We start from the raw sequence: 16,711 nt of genomic DNA, 5'->3' as shown, positions 1-16,711 counted from the left end.
GCCGCGTCCCCGGCCGCGGCGGGACCGGGACGAGCCGCCGCCGGAGCCGCCGCCGCCCGGACGGCCGGGTGCGGGCCGCTGAGGACGGGACCGCGCGGGCAGCGGGCCGGACCCCGCTCTGTACGGACATGTACGGACCCGTGACCCACCCGGCCGCGTGGTGGCAGGCGTCCACTCGGCGGGACACCTGTACGGTTCCGGGACGCGGCCGGATACCGTAAGAGCACCATGAGCGCATCGCAGACACCGCCTGCCACCGCCGTACCGGGCGACGACGTACCGACCCTTCTCGTGAAGATCTTCGGAAAGGACCGGCCCGGCATCACCGCCGGTCTCTTCGACACCCTCGCCGCCTACTCCGTCGACGTCGTCGACATCGAGCAGGTCGTGACCCGGGGCCGCATCGTGCTGTGCGCCCTGGTGACCACGCCCACGGGAAGCGCGTCGAACGGTGCCACCGAAGGCGACCTGCGCGCGACCGTGCACAGCTGGGCCGAGTCGCTGCACCTCCAGGCCGAGATCATCTCCGGTACCGGTGACAACCGTCCGCGCGGCACCGGCCGTTCGCACGTCACCGTCCTCGGGCACCCGCTCACCGCCGAGTCCACCTCCGCCATCGCCGCCGCCATAACGGCCACCGGCGGCAACATCGACCGCATCTTCCGGCTCGCCAAGTACCCCGTGACCGCCGTGGAGTTCGCGGTCTCCGGCACCCCGACCGACACCCTGCGCACCGCGCTCGCCACCGAAGCCGCCGTGCTCGGCGTGGACATCGCCGTGATCGCCTCCGGGCTGCAGCGCCGGGCGCAGCGCCTGGTCGTGATGGACGTGGACTCCACGCTGATCCAGGACGAGGTCATCGAGCTGTTCGCGGCGCACGCGGGCTGTGAGGCCGAGGTGGCCGAGGTGACCGCCGCCGCGATGCGCGGCGAGCTGGACTTCGAGCAGTCGCTGCACGCCCGGGTGGCGCTGCTGAAGGGCCTGGACGCCTCGGTCGTGGAGCAGGTGCGCAAGGAGGTGCGGCTGACCCCCGGCGCGCGGACCCTGGTACGCACGCTCAAGCGGCTGGGTTACCAGGTCGGCGTGGTCTCCGGCGGCTTCACGCAGGTCACCGACGCGCTCAAGGACGAGCTGGGGCTGGACTTCGCCTCGGCGAACACCCTGGAGATCGCGGACGGCCGGTTCACCGGCAAGGTCACCGGCGACATCGTGGACCGGGCGGGCAAGGCCCGGCTGCTGCGCTCCTTCGCCCAGCAGGCCGGGGTGCCGCTGGCGCAGACGGTCGCGATCGGTGACGGCGCCAACGACCTGGACATGCTGAACACGGCGGGCCTGGGCGTCGCCTTCAACGCCAAGCCGGTCGTACGGGAGGCCGCGCACACCGCCGTGAACGTGCCGTTCCTGGACACCGTGCTGTACCTGCTCGGCGTCACCCGCGAAGAGGTCGAGGCCGCCGACACGATCGCGGACTGACCGCCCGCCTCCCTACACCACAGGGCCCCGGCGCGAGGTGCGCCGGGGCCCTGTGGCGTACGCGGTCCCTGCCGTCCGCGCGCGCCGGCGTTCACAGTTCGGGCGCAGGCGCTCCGTCGTGGGGCGTCCAGTAGGCGACCAGCCGGCCGACGCCGTGCTCGACGGACTTCCAGGAGCCGTTGAAGGTCACCACCGCTAGGGAGGCGGTCGGGAAGCCGCTGCGGTTCATCCTGGTCAGCAGCTCGCCGTCCGCCTCGCCGGAGAGCGCGTCGGCGAGGGCGTGCATGCCCGGATTGTGGCCGACCAGCAGCAGGTCCTGCACGTCGTCCGGGACCTCGTTGACCACCGCGAGCAGGTCGCCGAGCGAGGCTTCGTACAGCCGGTCCTCATAGACGGTCTTCGGGCGCTGGGGCAGCTCGTGGACGCAGGCCTTCCAGGTCTCGCGGGTGCGGACGGAGGTGGAACAGAGGGTCAGATCGGGACTGATGCCCGCGCCCGCGAGCCATCGTCCGGCGACGGGGGCGTCCCGGCGGCCGCGCTCGGCGAGCGGCCGCTCGTGGTCGCTCTCCTGCGACCATTCGGCCTTTGCATGTCGGAGAAGGACAATCCGGCGGGGGAAATCGACGCTCATGTGTCCCAGCTTCGCATGAAAAGCGGCGCGGGGCGCGGGGTGTTGACAGCCTCATCCCACAAAGCGGGCAGGCACCGCAGCGCCTCCGTACCGCCTCCCGGCGCCGCCTACAGCCCGGCGCCGAGCAGCCGCGCGAGGAGGTCGACCAGCGGCGCGAGGGACGGCGGTACGCCGGCGGCGTCGGCCTTCGCCGCGGAGGTCATCACGGAGAGCAGCGCCACGAAGGAGACCACCGCCAGGGCCACGGCCCACCACGGCAGCCGCACGGGCCGGGCACCGGCCTTGGTGTGCCGGGTGTGAGCGGCGGACATGGGGATCGCCTCCGTGCGGTCGAGGGGACGGCGCGGCCGCCGTGCGGCCACGCCCACCGCGGCGGCGCGGTGTCCTTCGAACCTACGGTCCCGGGACCGCGCCGCCCATCAGGTGCGCCACCCACTTACCCCTGACCCCGGCCCCCTAAGGGACGGTGGGGACAGCCCTACCGAGGAAGCTTCACCGCGGTAGTCACTGAGGTCGTCGCATCGAGGCGGCCCCGCCGGCGCCGGGTCAGGGTGAGGCGATGCTGGCGATGATCCCCACCACGACGGTCACGGCGAGCATCGCGGTCAGGACGAGGAGCAGCTTCTTCTGTCCGCCCTGCGGATTCGGTTCGAGCACTGGCATGTCCCCAGTGTCGCAAACGCCGTGCGGGCGCGGGCCGCCGGTACCCACCGGTGCCGGTCCGGGTACGGATTACCGGCCCTCGTCCTCGATCCGGCGGTCCCGGCCGGCCAGCACGCCCACCGCGATCTGCGGCACCATCAGCCCCGCCATCAGCGCGATGGGCAGGCCCCAGCCGCCGCTGTGCTGGTACAGCGTGCCCACCAGGAGCGGCCCGGGGATGGAGATCAGGTAGCCGATGCACTGGGCGAAGGCGGAGAGCTTGACGACGCCCGCGGCGCTGCGGGCGCGCATGCCGATCATGGTGAGGGCGAGCGGGAAGGCGCAGTTCGATATGCCGAGCAGCAGCGCCCAGCCCCAGGCGCCGGCCGCGGGCGCCAGCCACAGTCCCGCGTACCCGACGAGCCCGCAGGTCCCGAGGAGCACGGCCAGCAGCCCCTGGTGCCGCATCCGGGCCGCCAGCCGCGGCAGCACGAAGGACAGCGGGATGCCCATGGCCATGGTGAGGGCGAGCAGCACGCCGGCGGTCCCGGCCGGCACGCCCGAATCGCGGAAGATCTGCGGCAGCCAGCCCATGGTGATGTACGCGGCGGTGGCCTGCAGGCCGAAGAAGACGGCCAGCGCCCAGGCGGTGGGCGAGCGGCTGATCCGGACGGCCGGGGCGTCCTCCTGGGGCGCGCCCGCCGCTGCCGGCGCCGCCTGGGGCGCGCGGTGCCGCAGTACGGCGAGCCACGGCACGACGGCGAGGACGCCGAGCACCGCCCAGACCGCGAGCCCGGCCTGCCAGCCGCCGCCGAGCGCGCCGGTGACCGGCACGGTGAGGGCGGCGGCGAGTGAGGTGCCCAGGGCCAGGGCCATGGAGTACAGCCCGGTCATCGAGCCGACCCGGTCGGGGAAGAAGGTCTTGATCACCACGGGCAGCAGGATGTTGCTGACCGCGATGCCGGCGAGCGCGAGGGCGCTGGCGGCGAGGAAGCCGGCCGTGCCGCCCGCGAAGGGGCGCACCACGACGCCGACCGCGATCGCCGCCATGCCGGCGCACACGATGGTGCCCGCGCCGAAGCGGCGGGCCAGCCGCGGTGCCGCGATGCCGAAGACGGCGAAGCAGAGAGCCGGTACGGAGGTGAGCAGGCCCGCGACGGTGCCGCTCATGCCGAGTCCGTCCCGCACCTCCTCCATGAGGGCGCCCAGGCTGGTGATGGCCGGGCGGAGGTTGAGCGCGGCGAGGACGAGACCGACGGTCAGGACCGCGCCGAGCCAGCGCGGTACGGGTACGGGCGCGGGGCCGCGGTCGAGCGGTTCGCCGCCGGGCGTCCGGGGGGTCTGTGGGGCCTCGGCCGTGGTGCCGAGGGTCGCGAGGTCGTCGTCTGCCATGGGTACATCATAGAATCATGGGATGAATGGTTGTCCAGGTGAGTGTCCAGGTGAGTCCCGTCTCCCGGCGACAGGCCGGAGAAGCATTGGCATCGGCGATGCCACGTTCGTGTCCGCGTCCGCTTCCGCGCCTCCAGGAGCGCCCGTATGCCGCTGACCTCACCCCGGCGTTCCGCCCTGTCCGACCAGGTGATCGCCCAGCTGCGCGCCCAGATCACCTCGGGCGAGTGGCCGGTCGGAGCGCGCATCCCCACCGAACCGGAGCTGGTCGAACAGCTCGGCGTGGCCCGCAACACCGTCCGCGAGGCGGTCCGGGCGCTGGCCCACAACGGCCTGCTGGACATCCGCCAGGGCTCCGGCACGTACGTCGTCGCCACCAGTGAGCTGGCGGGCGTGATGAACCGCAGGTTCGCCGAGGCCGACCCCCGGCACGTCGCGGAGCTGCGCAGCGCCCTGGAGGCGGAGGCCGCCCGGCGGGCCGCCGAGCGCCGTACCGAGGCCGACCTCAAGCAGCTGGACGCGGCGCTCCAGCGGCGGGAGCAGGCGTGGGAGTCCGGCGCCGCGGCCGCCTTCGTGGAGGCGGACGCCACGCTGCACATGGCGATCGTGGCGGCCTCGCACAACGAGGTACTGGCGGAGCTGTACGCGGACCTCGGCGGCGTACTGCGCGAGTTCCTCCGCGCCGACGTGGGCGACGAGCTGCGCCCGGAGTCGCACATGGACCACTCACGGCTGGTGGACGCGATCCGCGCGGGCGACGGCGAACGCGCGGCGACCGAGGCGAGCTCCCATCCGTACGGCTGCCGACCGGGCCGACTGCGGCAGGGCTGAGGGCGCTGCGATTCCGACCCCCACCCCTGCACGAAGGCCGTGGGGCCGTCGCACCTCGCGGTGCGGCGGCCCCACGGCCTTCAAGCGGTACGGGCCGGTCAGGCGCCCATCATGTGCACGCCGCCGTCGACGTGCACGATCTCGCCGGTGGTCTTCGGGAAGAAGTCCGACAGCAGGGCGACGACGCCGCGGCCTGCGGGCTCCGGGTCGGCCATGTCCCACTTCAGCGGGGAGCGGGTGTTCCAGACGTCCGCCAGCTCGGAGAAGCCCGGGATGGACTTGGCGGCCATCGAGCCGATCGGTCCGGCCGAGATCAGGTTGCAGCGGATGCCCTCGGGGCCGAGGTCACGCGCGAGGTAGCGCGAGGTGGCCTCCAGGGCGGCCTTGGCCGGGCCCATCCAGTCGTACTGCGGCCACGCGTACTGCGCGTCGAAGGTGAGGCCGACGACGGCGCTGCCCTCGCTGAGCAGCGGGCGGCAGGCCATGGTCAGCGACTTCAGCGAGAACGCCGAGACGTGCATCGCGGTCGAGACCGACTCGAAGGGCGTGTTGAGGAAGTTGCCGCCGAGCGCGTCCTGCGGGGCGAACCCGATGGAGTGCACGACGCCGTCGAGGCCGCCGAGCTCCTCGCGGACGATGCCCTCCAGGCGGGCCAGGTGCTCGTCGTTGGTCACGTCCAGCTCGATGACCTTGGCGGGCTTGGGCAGCTTCTTGGCGATGCGCTCGGTGAGGGTGGGCCGCGGGAACGCGGTGAGGATGACCTCGGCGCCCTGCTCCTGCGCGACCTTCGCCGCGTGGAAGGCGATGGAGGACTCCATCAGCACACCCGTGATCAGAATGCGCTTGCCGGCGAGGATTCCGCTCATATCGATCAGTGACCCATGCCCAATCCGCCGTCGACGGGAATGACGGCTCCAGTGATGTACGCGGCCTCGTCGGAGGCCAGGAAGCGGACCGAGGCGGCGATCTCCTCGGGCTGCGCGTAGCGCGCGAGCGGCACCTGCTTCACGATGTTCTCGCGCTGCTCATCGGTGAGCGCGCGGGTCATGTCCGTGTCGACGAAGCCGGGGGCCACGACGTTCACGGTGATGTTGCGGGAGCCCAGCTCGCGGGCGAGGGAGCGGGCGAAGCCGATCAGGCCCGCCTTGGAGGCCGCGTAGTTCGCCTGCCCCGCGGAGCCCAGCAGCCCCACGACGGACGAGATCAGCACGACCCGGCCCTTGCGCGCCCGCAGCATGGCCCGGTTGGCCCGCTTGACCACGCGGAACGTACCGGTGAGGTTGGTCTCCAGGACCGAGGCGAAGTCGTCCTCCGACATCCGCATCAGCAGCTGGTCACGGGTGACGCCGGCGTTGGCCACCAGCACCTCGACCGCGCCCTGCTTCTCCTCGATCTCCTTGTACGCCTGCTCGACCTGCTCCGTGTCGGTGATGTCGCACTTCACGGCCAAGAACCCCGCCGGGGGTTCGCCGGAGCGGTAGGTGATGGCGACCTTGTCGCCTGCCTCGGCGAAGGCGCGGGCGATGGCGAGGCCGATGCCGCGGTTGCCTCCGGTGACCAGAACCGAGCGGCTCAAGAGATCACCCTTTCCGTGTCCTGTCCGACGTGTGTTCCTTACGAAACTAGCGGTCACGAGCCCCATACGGAGAATCCACCTCGGACAGGGGCACATGCCGGTCACTGTGGGGTCCCTACAGAAGCGACGCAGCAGCGACCGCTCCGCGACCCGGCGAAGACCCGGCGAATCGCCGCGGTGAACCCGCCGGTCCCCGTGCGCACCCGGGGTCCGGCACGGCATGATGCGTGGCGCCGACCCCGGGAGGGATGCCGTGCCTACACCTCGTTCCCTTGACGAGAGCTTCCTCGCGCTGCCGTTGCGCGCGCTCGCCGATGCCGCGCTCGCGCGGGCCCGGGCGTTGGGGGCCGAGCATGCGGATTTCCGGCTGGAGCGGATCCGGTACGCGTCCTGGCGGCTGCGGGACGCGAAGACGGCCGGGTCCTCGGACAGGACCGACCTGGGGTACGCGGTGCGGGTCGTGCACGGCGGGGCCTGGGGGTTCGCGTCCGGTGTGGACCTGACCATGGACGCGGCGGCGCGGGTGGCGGCGCAGGCGGTGGCGATGGCCAAGCTGTCGGCGAAGGTGATCGACGCGGCGGGGTCGGAGGAGGTCGTCGAGCTCGCCGCGGAGCCCGCGTATCCGGACCGGACGTGGATCTCCTCGTACGAGGTCGATCCGTTCGACGTGCCGGACGCGGAGAAGACCGGGCTGCTGGCGGAGTGGAGCGGGCGGCTGCTGGCCGCGCCGGGCGTCACGCACGCGGACGCCTCGCTGCTCACGATCCGGGAGAACAAGTTCTACGCCGACACGGCGGGGACGACCACCACTCAGCAGCGGGTCCGGCTGCACCCGGAGCTGACGGCCGTCGCGGTGGACGACCGCAGCGGGGAGTTCGACTCGATGCGGACCATCGCGCCGCCGGTCGGCCGCGGCTGGGAGTACCTGACCGACGGGCGGTACGACTGGGACGCGGAGCTGGCGGAGATGCCGGAGCTGCTCGCGGAGAAGATGCGCGCGCCGAGCGTCCGGGCCGGGCGGTACGACCTGGTGGTGGACCCCTCCAACCTGTGGCTGACGATCCACGAGTCGATCGGGCACGCGACCGAGCTGGACCGGGCGCTGGGGTACGAGGCGGCGTACGCGGGCACCTCGTTCGCGACCTTCGACCAGCTGGGGAAGCTGGCGTACGGGTCGTCGCTGATGCACGTCACGGGCGACCGGACGGCCGAGCACGGGCTGGCGACGATCGGGTACGACGACGAGGGCGTGGCGGCGCAGTCCTGGGACCTGGTCAAGGACGGCGTCCTGGTCGGCTACCAGCTGGACCGCAGGATCGCGAAGCTGACCGGCTTCGAGCGGTCCAACGGGTGCGCGTACGCGGATTCGCCGTCCCATGTGCCGGTGCAGCGGATGGCGAACGTGTCGTTGCAGCCGGCGCCCGCGGGCCCGTCGACGCAGGAGCTGATCGCGGGCGTGGAGCACGGCATCTACGTGGTCGGCGACCGGTCCTGGTCCATCGACATGCAGCGGTACAACTTCCAGTTCACCGGGCAGCGGTTCTTCCGGATCGAGAACGGGCGGCTGGCGGGGCAGCTGCGGGACGTGGCGTACCAGGCCACCACCACCGACTTCTGGGGCTCGATGGCCGCGGTCGGCGGCCCGCAGACGTACGTACTGGGCGGCGCCTTCAACTGCGGCAAGGCCCAGCCGGGCCAGGTCGCCTCCGTCTCGCACGGCTGCCCTTCCGCTCTCTTCACGGGCGTCAACATCCTGAACACGACCCAGGAGGCCGGTCGATGAACGCTGACCACGGAATCGGCCGGGGGGCCGGGGGTCGTCCCCCGGGTCAGCACAGCCTGAACACGACCCAGGAGGCCGGTCGATGAGCACACGCCGTACGTCTCGTACTTCTCGTACGAGCGCGCCGCACGAGATGGTCGAGCGGGCGCTGGCGCTCTCGCGGGCCGACGGCTGCGTGGTCATCGCCGACGAGTCCACCACCGCCAACCTGCGCTGGGCGGGCAACGCGCTGACCACCAACGGCGTCACCCGGGGCCGCACGCTCACCGTGATCGCCACGGTGGACGGCAAGGAGGGCACCGCCTCGGGCGTCGTCTCGCGCGCCGCGGTCACCGCCGACGATCTGGAGGCGCTGGTGCGGGCCGCGGAGGCGGCCGCCGGGAGCGCGGGCCCCGCCGAGGACGCGCAGCCGCTCGTACCGGGCGGCGCGCCCTCCCCCGGCTTCACCGAGCCGCCCGCCGAGACCTCCTCCGAGGTGTTCGCCGACTTCGCGCCGGCGCTGGGCGAAGCCTTCCGGCGGGCCCGGGACGGCGGCCGCGAGCTGTACGGGTTCGCCAACCACGAGGTCGTGTCCTCGTACGTGGGCTCCTCCACCGGGCTGCGGCTGCGGCACGACCAGCCCACCGGCACGCTGGAGCTGAACGCCAAGTCGCCCGACCGCACCCGCTCGGCCTGGGCCGGCCGGGCCACCCGGGACTTCGCCGACGTGGACCCGCTGGCCATGGACGCCGACCTGGCACGGCGGCTGGCCTGGGCCGAGCGGCGGATCGAGCTGCCCGCCGGGCGGTACGAGACGCTGCTGCCGCCCACCGCCGTCGCCGACCTGCTCGTCTACCAGATGTGGTCCTCCGGGGCGCGGGACGCCGCCGAGGGGCGCACGGTCTTCGCGGCGCCCGGGGGCGGCACCCGGGTCGGCGAGAAGCTCTCCGGGCTGCCGCTGACGCTGCGCAGCGACCCGGGGGCCGCGGGCCTGGAGTGCGCGCCCTTCGTACTGGCGCACAGCTCCGGGGACGACGCCTCCGTCTTCGACAACGGGCTGCCGCTGGAGCCCACCGACTGGCTGCGGGACGGCGCGCTGAACCGGCTGGTCACCACCCGGCACAGCGCGGGCCTGACCGGCCTGCCGGTGGCCCCCGCGGTCGACAATCTGCTGCTGGACGCGGGCGGCACGAAGTCCCTGGACGAGCTGGTGGCCGGTACCGAGCGGGGGCTGCTGCTGACCTGCCTGTGGTACATCCGCGAGGTCGACCCGGCGACGCTGCTGCTCACGGGGCTGACCCGGGACGGCGTGTACCTCGTGGAGGGCGGCGAGGTGGTCGGCGAGGTGAACAACTTCCGGTTCAACGAGTCGCCGGTGGACCTGCTGGGGCGGGCGAGCGAGGCGGGCCGTACGGAGCGCACGCTGCCGCGCGAGTGGAGCGACTACTTCACGCGCGCCGCGATGCCCGCGCTGCGCATCCCGGACTTCAACATGAGCTCGGTGAGCCGGGGGGTGTGAGGCCGGGGCCTTTTGGGGCGCCGGCCTCCGGGGCGCGCGTATTTGTCGTACCGCGTGGCCGGCCTGTGGATACTCGGTCGGCCACGCTCCGTGCCCCTAATAGAATCGGTGCCGTCCTCCCGTTTGGGAACAACGACCGATCAGGAACGCCATGACACGCCTCGGCGAATCCGTCGCCCGCGCCAGCACGCTGCTCTCCGCAGACCTCTCCGTCGACGCCACCGTCGAGGAGCTGCTGAAGGAGACGGGCGCGCGGCGCTATCTCGACCTGACGGACCTGCCGGCCAAGGAGCAGGCCGCGCTGATCGCCGCGCGGACGGTCGAGGTGCTGCCGGGCGTGGACCAGCTCGCCGAGCGCATCGAGGAGCGAGCGGCCGCCGGCAAGAGCCTGCACATCAAGCTGGGCATCGACCCGACGGCCACCGACGTGCACCTGGGGCACGCGGTCCCGCTGATCGTCCTGTCCCGCTTCCAGCGGCTCGGCCACGACATCACGCTGATCATCGGCGACTTCACGGCCAAGATCGGCGACCCCTCGGGCCGCACGGCCGAGCGCCCGCCGCTGACCGACGAGGACATCGCGCACAATCTCGCCAGCTACCGCGACCAGGTCCGGCCGTTCTTCGACTTCGAGAAGGTCAGCTTCCGGCAGAACAGCGAGTGGCTGGCGCCGTACACCTTCCCCGAGCTGCTGAGCCTGCTGTCCAAGGTGCCCGCCTCCCAGCTGCTGCAGCGCGAGGACTTCCGTACGCGCCTTGCGGACGGCTCCGGGCTGACCATGACGGAGATGCTGTACCCGATCGCGCAGGGCCTGGACTCCGTGGCGCTGGAGTGCGACGTGGAGCTGGGCGGTGCCGACCAGCTGCTGAACCTCCAGATGGGCCGCAAGCTCATGGAGCTCAAGGGCCAGCAGCCGCAGCTGGTCGTCACGATGCCACTGATCGAGGGCACGGACGGCACGGGCGCGAAGATGTCCAAGTCCAAGGGCAACTACGTCGGTCTGAACGCCCCGGCCGAGGACGTCTTCGGCAAGATCATGTCGGTCCCGGACCGGCTGATGGAGCCGTACCTCAAGGCGTGGACGGAGTGGACGGACGAGGAGATCGCCCAGGTCCTGGCCCGCATCGCGGCGAAGTCGCTGCACCCGATGGATCTGAAGAAGATCCTCGCGGGTGAGGTCGTGACCGCGCTGTACGGCATCGAGGCGGCGATGGCGGCCCGCGCCGGGTTCGTCGCGCAGTTCTCCAAGAAGTCCTTCGCCGATGTCGGCACGCTGCCGTCGGTGGACCTCGCCGAGCACGGCGCGGAGACGGTGGCCACGGTGCTGACCAAGGTGCTGGAGTTCACGCAGAGTGCGTCGGCGGCCCGCCGGCTGGCGAAGCAGAACGCGCTGCGGCTGGTCATCGAGACCGAGTCGGGCCAGGAGACGGTCGTACTGGCCGAGGCCGACGCGATCCGCCCGCTGGCCGAGGTACTGGCGGAGAAGCTGGCCGCGACGCCCGGCACGCCGTACCTCAAGGCCGGCCGCAAGCTGGCCCAGGTGGAGGGCGCGTAAGCCGTCACGGGGCCGGCCGCGGAGCCGGCTCAGGCCCGGGGCGCGTAACCCGGTACGGGGCCGCACATGACGGTCCCGTGCCGGACCGCTCCCGCGGACCCGATGTGCCGGACCGCTCCCGCGGGCCCGATGTGCGGGTCCGCGGGAGCGGAATGGTGCGGCGTGGTCACGCCTGCTGGTGCCGGTGTTTCCTCCCGCGCACCGTGGCCCACAGCCGGCTGCCCACGCCGACGACGATCACCGCGCCGATCAGCTGCAGCAGATGCCGGGTCCAGTCGATGCCCTTCGTGTCCGCGACTCCGATGCCGGTGGCCGCCCAGTTGCCCAGGACGCTGCCGAGCATGCCGAAGATCACCGTCAGCCAGAGCGGGATCGCCTGCTTCCCTGGGATGAGCGCCCTCGCGATCACACCCAGGACCAGACCCAGGATGATGGCCCACAACCAATTCATGTCGCCTCCTAGTGGGGCGCGGTGTACAAGGCCGTGCATCGTTCAGTTTCATACCGCCACCCGTACGGCGCACGCCGGAGCGGTCTGTACGTATGACGCCGGTATGTACCCCGCCGGGCGTATCGCGCCCCGGTCTCGAAGGCGGCGCAGGCCCGGCGTAACGTGGGACAGGTCCGGCATTGGCGTGTGCCCGGTATGACAACAGGTGGTGGAACGTGATGCGGAAGCAGAGCAGTGCCCAGTCCTTCCGGATCACGGGAGCCCGCCAGGGGCTGACCGAGGACGTCCGTGGGCGGCAGCGACGCTACGTGATCTCGATGTCGGTACGGACGGTGGCGGTGATACTCACCGCCGTGCTCTGGAACGTCGAGCGGCCCATCGCCATTATCACCCTGATCGCGGGTCTGGTGCTGCCGTACATCGCGGTCGTCATCGCCAACGCGGGCCGGGAGAACGTCACTTCGCTTCCCTCGACCTTCATAGCGGCCCCGTCCCGGCCGATGCTGACCACGTCGGCCGAGGACGCACCGCGGCCGGCCGACGGCACACCGCGGGAGCCGGGCGCGGAAGGCGGCCCGGGAGCGGGGCGGACGGACTCCGCCGAGCAGCGCGGCGAGCACGGCTGATCTGCCGACGATCCGCAAAGCTCAAGAAAAGCTCAGATCAATCATGTGGTTCCGGTGCACCCGGCACGGTCCCCCGTGACATACTTCGTACGCGCTCCGCATCCCCCGTCGGAGCGACGGACCGACGCCGGGCGGCTCCCCCCGTGGCTGCCCGGCGTCGCCACGTCCGGATCCGGAAGTGCCGGATCAGGGGCATCGTAGGGTTGAGGCTGTGAACTCCCCCGATAACACAGTGATCTGCTCCGCCAAGGGCTGCCGTGCGGCCGCGGTGTGGGTACTGGCCTGGAACAACCCGAAGCTGCACACGCCCGACCGGCGCAAGACCTGGCTCGCGTGCGAGGAGCACCGCGAGCACCTCTCCCAATTCCTCGGCGTCCGCGGCTTCCTGAAGGACGTCGTGACGCTGGAGGAGTGGGAGAAGGCGTCGCCCGAGGAGGGCTGAGGGCCCGCACCGGCCGCGTCGGCCGAGGAGAGCTGAGCGCCCGCACCGGCCGCTCGGAGCCAGCGCCGGCCCGGCACCCGCGTCCGCCCGGCACTCGCTTCCGTCCGGCACTGCGTCCGCGTCGGCTCTCAGCCGCCGATCGCCGACATCGGCCGCTCCGGCTGCAGGAAGCTCGGGTCGTCCAGGCCCGAGCCCGCCTTCTTCCCCCACATCGCGAGCTTCCATATGCGCGCGATCTCCTCGTCCGGCGCGTCCGAGCGCAGCGCGGCCCGCAGGTCCGTCTCCTCCGTGGCGAACAGGCACGTCCGCACCTGGCCGTCGGCGGTCAGCCGCGTACGGTCGCAGGCGCGGCAGAAGGGGCGGGTCACCGAGGCGATGACGCCGACGCGGTGCGGCCCGCCGTCGACGAGCCAGCGCTCGGCGGGCGCGGAGCCGCGCTCGTCCTGGCCCTCGGGGGTCAGCGCGAAGCGGGTGCGCAGCGAGGCGAGGATGTCGCCCGCGGTGATCATGCCGTCGCGCTTCCAGCCGTGCTGGGCGTCGAGCGGCATCTGCTCGATGAAGCGGAGCTCGTAGTCGTTCTCCACGGCCCAGGCGAGGAGGTCGGGGGCTTCGTCGTCGTTCAGCCCCGGCATGAGGACGGAATTGACCTTGACGGGGGTGAGGCCGGCGGCGCGGGCCGCCTCCAGGCCCCGCAGTACGTCGGCGTGGCGCTTGCGGCGGGTCAGGGTCTGGAAGACGTCGGGGCGCAGGGTGTCCAGCGAGACGTTGACCCGGTCCAGGCCGGCGTCGCGCAGCGCGGCGGCGGTGCGCTCCAGGCCGATGCCGTTGGTGGTCAGCGACATCCGGGGGCGCTTCTCCAGCGCCGCGACGCGCTCGACGATGCCGACGAGGCCGGGGCGGAGCAGCGGCTCGCCGCCGGTGAAGCGGACCTCTTCGATCCCGAGGTCGGTGACGGCGACGCGGATGAGGCGGACGATTTCGTCGTCCGTGAGCAGGTCCGGCTTGGCCAGCCATTGCAGGCCTTCTTCGGGCATGCAGTACGTGCACCGCAGGTTGCACCGGTCGGTCAGTGAAACCCGCAGGTCGGTGGCTACTCGCCCGTATGTGTCGATGAGCACGAGGCCCCCTCCCCCGGTGGCGGATCAGTGTGTTGTCGAGCCTACGCGATGGGTGTGACAACGAGCAGGGACCCGATGTCACGATGCGGGACCGGCCGCGTCGTAGGGATCTACGACGCGGCCGGTGCTCCGCCTGCGGGAATCGGGGGTCAGTGCGCTCCGGTGCCGGTCAGGGACCGCACCTCCAGCTCGGCGTACTTGGCGGCGTCCGGCTCCTCCTTGGAGAGCAGGGACCCGAGCCAGCCGAGCAGGAAGCCCAGCGGGATGGAGACCAGGCCCGGGTTCTCCAGCGGGAAGAAGTGGAAGTCCACGCCGGGGAACATCGAGGTCTCCTTGCCGGAGACGACCGGCGAGAAGAGCACGAGGAGGACCGAGGAGGCCAGGCCGCCGTAGATCGACCACAGCGCCCCCGAGGTGGTGAAGCGCTTCCAGAAGAGGCTGTAGAGGATCGTGGGCAGGTTGGCGGAGGCGGCGACCGCGAAGGCCAGCGCGACCAGGCCGGCGACGTTCAGGCCGCGTGCGAAGACGCCGAGGACGATCGCGGCGGCGCCGATGCCGACGGTGGCCCATCGGGCCGCCCGTACCTCCTCCTTCTCCGACGCCTTCCCCTTCTTGATCACGTTGACGTACAGGTCGTGCGCGAAGGACGAGGACGAGGCGAGGGTGAGGCCCGCGACCACGGCGAGGATGGTGGCGAAGGCGACCGCCGAGATCACGGCGAGCAGGATGGCGCCGCCGGTGGAGTCGGCGCCGCCGCCGATCTCCTGGGCGAGCAGCGGGGCCGCGGTGTTGCCCGCCGGGTTGGACGCGATGATCGTCTCGGGCTTGATGAGGGCCGCGGCGCCGAAGCCGAGCGCGATGGTCATCAGGTAGAAGACGCCGATGATGCCGATGGCCCAGTTCACGGACTTACGGGCGGCCTTGGCCGTGGGCACGGTGTAGAAGCGGATGAGGATGTGCGGCAGGCCCGCGGTGCCCAGGACCAGGGCGATGCCCAGCGAGAGGAAGTCGATCTTCGAGGTGGCGGTGGCGCCGTACTTCAGGCCCGGCTCCAGGAAGGCCGCGCCCTTGCCGCTCTCCTTGGCGGCCTCGCCGAGCAGCGTGGAGATGTTGAAGTCGAACTTGAGCAGCACCAGGAACGTGATCAGCAGGGTGCCCGCGATCAGCAGGACGGCCTTGACCATCTGCACCCAGGTGGTGCCCTTCATGCCGCCGATGGAGACGTAAAGGATCATCACGAGGCCGACCAGGACGACGACGAGGATCTTGCCGGTCTCGCTGGTGATGCCGAGGAGCAGCGTGACGAGCGCGCCCGCGCCCGCCATCTGCGCCAGCAGGTAGAAGATCGAGACGACGATGGTGGAGACGCCCGCCGCGGTGCGCACGGGGCGCTGCCGCATCCGGTACACGAGGACGTCGCCCATCGTGAAGCGGCCGGAGTTCCGCAGCGGCTCGGCGACCAGCAGCAGCGCGACCAGCCAGGCGACGAGGAAGCCGATGGAGTACAGGAAGCCGTCGTACCCGAAGAGGGCGATGGCGCCCGCGATGCCGAGGAAGGACGCGGCGGACATGTAGTCGCCGGAGATGGCCAGGCCGTTCTGGAAGCCGGAGAACTGGCGGCCGCCGGCGTAGAAGTCCTCGGCGCCCTTGGTCTGCCGCCCCGCCCACACGGTGATGCCGAGGGTGGCGGCCACGAAGACCGCGAAGAGCGTGATGATCAGCGGCCGGTGCTGGGTCGCGCCCTCGGCGGCGAGCTGGTACGTCAGGTGGCTCATGCGTCGCCCTCCACACGCGGGGTGCCGCCCTCCAGGCGGCTCTTGATCGCCTCGGCCTTCGGGTCGAGCTTCGCGGCGGCGTGCCGCGAGTACCACCAGGCGATGAGGAAGGTCGTCACGAACTGGGCGAGGCCGAGGACGAGCGCGACGTTGATGTTGCCGAGGACCTTGGTGCCCATGAAGCCGCCCGCGTAGTTGCTGAGCAGCACGTACAGCAGGTACCAGAGGATGAAGGCGACGGTCAGCGGGAAGGCGAACGAGCGGTAGGAGCGGCGCAGTTCGGTGAACTCCGCGCCGGACTGCACCTCGGTGAAGGGCGGTGCCTCATGGGGCGCGTCGTGCTGCGCCTCGTGCTCCTCGTGCGGCCCGGGGTCGGCGGGCGGCTGGGCGGCGGTGCTCACGCGGTCTCCTGTTTTCTCACGGTGCGGCTTTCCTGGCGAGTTCTGTCGCGCGGTGTGCGGGGCGTTCCGTCGCGCGCTCTGTGGGGGCGTTCTGCGGGGCGTTCTGCGGGGCGTTTCGTCGAACGACATAAAGTTCAGATCAGTGATCCGGATCACGCATGCTAGAGGGGCACGGCCGCCTTACGACAGGGGGCAGGGCCTGAAATCCCCAGGAAACCGGGGGGTGCGGCCGCCACCGCCGGCACGCCGGATCGTTGTCCGGGTGTGACGCCTTCGCCGCCCCGGCAGCCACCAGGACCGGGCCGACTCCCGTACGGCGCCGTGCGGTTGTCCTCCCCCGTCGCCCTCGCGCCTCCCGCGCCACCCCGTCCCACCTGCGCCGTTGCCCGCCGCTGGGACGGCAGACGGATCGCGCTGCCGCTGCTGAGCTTCGGAACGCTGCGCCGTCCCCGGTGTGGTTGACGGACCCCGCTCCTGCGGCAGTTGACGGGTTTTCTTTGCCGTCCATTGAACTGTC

At 71.7% G+C, this 16,711-nt stretch carries 17 protein-coding genes; 7 read left to right on the top strand and 10 right to left on the bottom strand.

The annotated features are described in order from the left end of the window. The first annotated feature begins 228 nt into the window (after positions 1 to 228). Positions 229 to 1,473 carry a phosphoserine phosphatase SerB gene (serB, locus tag ABT381_RS20895; RefSeq protein ID WP_351596275.1) on the top strand — a complete coding sequence of 415 codons (1,245 nt, stop codon included), beginning with the start codon at positions 229 to 231 and terminating at the stop codon, positions 1,471 to 1,473. A gap of 91 nt (positions 1,474 to 1,564) precedes the next feature. On the opposite strand, the gene ABT381_RS20890 is transcribed toward serB, so the two are convergent. From ABT381_RS20890 to ABT381_RS20875, 4 genes are all read right to left on the bottom strand, one after another. Beyond that, positions 1,565 to 2,104 carry a SixA phosphatase family protein gene (locus ABT381_RS20890; protein WP_351596272.1) on the bottom strand — a complete coding sequence of 180 codons (540 nt, stop codon included), beginning with the start codon at positions 2,102 to 2,104 and terminating at the stop codon, positions 1,565 to 1,567. Between the two features lie 107 nt (positions 2,105 to 2,211). After that, positions 2,212 to 2,415, bottom strand: coding sequence for a hypothetical protein (locus tag ABT381_RS20885; protein WP_351596269.1), 204 nt, complete (start codon positions 2,413 to 2,415; stop codon positions 2,212 to 2,214). A gap of 235 nt (positions 2,416 to 2,650) precedes the next feature. Next, positions 2,651 to 2,767, bottom strand: a complete 117-nt coding sequence (locus ABT381_RS20880) for an SGM_5486 family transporter-associated protein (RefSeq protein ID WP_351596266.1) — start codon at positions 2,765 to 2,767, stop codon at positions 2,651 to 2,653. Between the two features lie 69 nt (positions 2,768 to 2,836). Further along, the gene (locus ABT381_RS20875; protein WP_351596264.1) at positions 2,837 to 4,138 is read right to left on the bottom strand and encodes a CynX/NimT family MFS transporter; all 1,302 of its coding nucleotides are present in this window, start codon (positions 4,136 to 4,138) and stop codon (positions 2,837 to 2,839) included. 147 nt (positions 4,139 to 4,285) lie between these two features. Here ABT381_RS20875 and ABT381_RS20870 point away from each other — a divergent pair, with 147 nt between their 5' ends. Continuing rightward, on the top strand, positions 4,286 to 4,969 hold the full coding sequence (locus ABT381_RS20870; RefSeq protein WP_351596261.1) for a FadR/GntR family transcriptional regulator: 684 nt from the start codon (positions 4,286 to 4,288) through the stop codon (positions 4,967 to 4,969). 98 nt (positions 4,970 to 5,067) lie between these two features. Here ABT381_RS20870 and fabI read toward each other — a convergent pair whose 3' ends face one another. Continuing rightward, complete coding sequence (fabI, locus tag ABT381_RS20865; protein ID WP_351596258.1) at positions 5,068 to 5,835, bottom strand: enoyl-ACP reductase FabI; 768 nt, start codon at positions 5,833 to 5,835, stop codon at positions 5,068 to 5,070. Positions 5,836 to 5,840: 5 nt separating this feature from the next. Continuing rightward, the gene (gene fabG, locus ABT381_RS20860) at positions 5,841 to 6,545 is read right to left on the bottom strand and encodes a 3-oxoacyl-[acyl-carrier-protein] reductase (protein WP_351596255.1); all 705 of its coding nucleotides are present in this window, start codon (positions 6,543 to 6,545) and stop codon (positions 5,841 to 5,843) included. 223 nt (positions 6,546 to 6,768) lie between these two features. Here fabG and ABT381_RS20855 point away from each other — a divergent pair, with 223 nt between their 5' ends. From ABT381_RS20855 to tyrS, 3 genes are all read left to right on the top strand, one after another. After that, entirely contained in the window at positions 6,769 to 8,328 is a 1,560-nt protein-coding gene (locus tag ABT381_RS20855; protein ID WP_351596281.1) for a TldD/PmbA family protein, read from the top strand. Between the two features lie 82 nt (positions 8,329 to 8,410). Continuing rightward, the gene (locus ABT381_RS20850; RefSeq protein WP_351596252.1) at positions 8,411 to 9,826 is read left to right on the top strand and encodes a metallopeptidase TldD-related protein; all 1,416 of its coding nucleotides are present in this window, start codon (positions 8,411 to 8,413) and stop codon (positions 9,824 to 9,826) included. A gap of 151 nt (positions 9,827 to 9,977) precedes the next feature. After that, the gene (gene tyrS, locus ABT381_RS20845; RefSeq protein ID WP_351596249.1) at positions 9,978 to 11,381 is read left to right on the top strand and encodes a tyrosine--tRNA ligase; all 1,404 of its coding nucleotides are present in this window, start codon (positions 9,978 to 9,980) and stop codon (positions 11,379 to 11,381) included. A 166-nt stretch (positions 11,382 to 11,547) separates the two neighbouring features. Here tyrS and ABT381_RS20840 read toward each other — a convergent pair whose 3' ends face one another. Continuing rightward, positions 11,548 to 11,832, bottom strand: coding sequence for a GlsB/YeaQ/YmgE family stress response membrane protein (locus tag ABT381_RS20840; RefSeq protein WP_351596246.1), 285 nt, complete (start codon positions 11,830 to 11,832; stop codon positions 11,548 to 11,550). Positions 11,833 to 12,050: 218 nt separating this feature from the next. On the opposite strand from ABT381_RS20840, the gene ABT381_RS20835 reads away from it, so the two are divergent. Both ABT381_RS20835 and ABT381_RS20830 read left to right on the top strand, forming a co-directional pair. Then, on the top strand, positions 12,051 to 12,458 hold the full coding sequence (locus tag ABT381_RS20835; RefSeq protein WP_351596243.1) for a DUF3099 domain-containing protein: 408 nt from the start codon (positions 12,051 to 12,053) through the stop codon (positions 12,456 to 12,458). A 211-nt stretch (positions 12,459 to 12,669) separates the two neighbouring features. Continuing rightward, positions 12,670 to 12,900, top strand: a complete 231-nt coding sequence (locus tag ABT381_RS20830; RefSeq protein ID WP_351596240.1) for a hypothetical protein — start codon at positions 12,670 to 12,672, stop codon at positions 12,898 to 12,900. 128 nt (positions 12,901 to 13,028) lie between these two features. Here the strand turns inward: ABT381_RS20830 and moaA are convergent, their stop codons facing one another. The 3 genes from moaA to ABT381_RS20815 all read right to left on the bottom strand — a co-directional run bounded on the left by moaA (position 13,029) and on the right by ABT381_RS20815 (position 16,194). Continuing rightward, entirely contained in the window at positions 13,029 to 14,018 is a 990-nt protein-coding gene (gene moaA, locus ABT381_RS20825) for a GTP 3',8-cyclase MoaA (RefSeq protein WP_351596237.1), read from the bottom strand. 149 nt (positions 14,019 to 14,167) lie between these two features. Then, entirely contained in the window at positions 14,168 to 15,793 is a 1,626-nt protein-coding gene (locus ABT381_RS20820) for a monocarboxylic acid transporter (RefSeq protein WP_351596234.1), read from the bottom strand. Beyond that, positions 15,790 to 16,194, bottom strand: coding sequence for a DUF485 domain-containing protein (locus tag ABT381_RS20815; protein WP_467754766.1), 405 nt, complete (start codon positions 16,192 to 16,194; stop codon positions 15,790 to 15,792). The genes ABT381_RS20820 and ABT381_RS20815 overlap by 4 nt, the downstream gene beginning before the upstream one ends. Positions 16,195 to 16,711: the final 517 nt, after the last annotated feature.

The organism is Streptomyces sp. NPDC000151, from assembly GCF_040301705.1.
In the GTDB taxonomy this organism is placed as follows: domain Bacteria; phylum Actinomycetota; class Actinomycetes; order Streptomycetales; family Streptomycetaceae; genus Streptomyces.
This window is presented reverse-complemented; position numbering and strand designations above follow the sequence as displayed.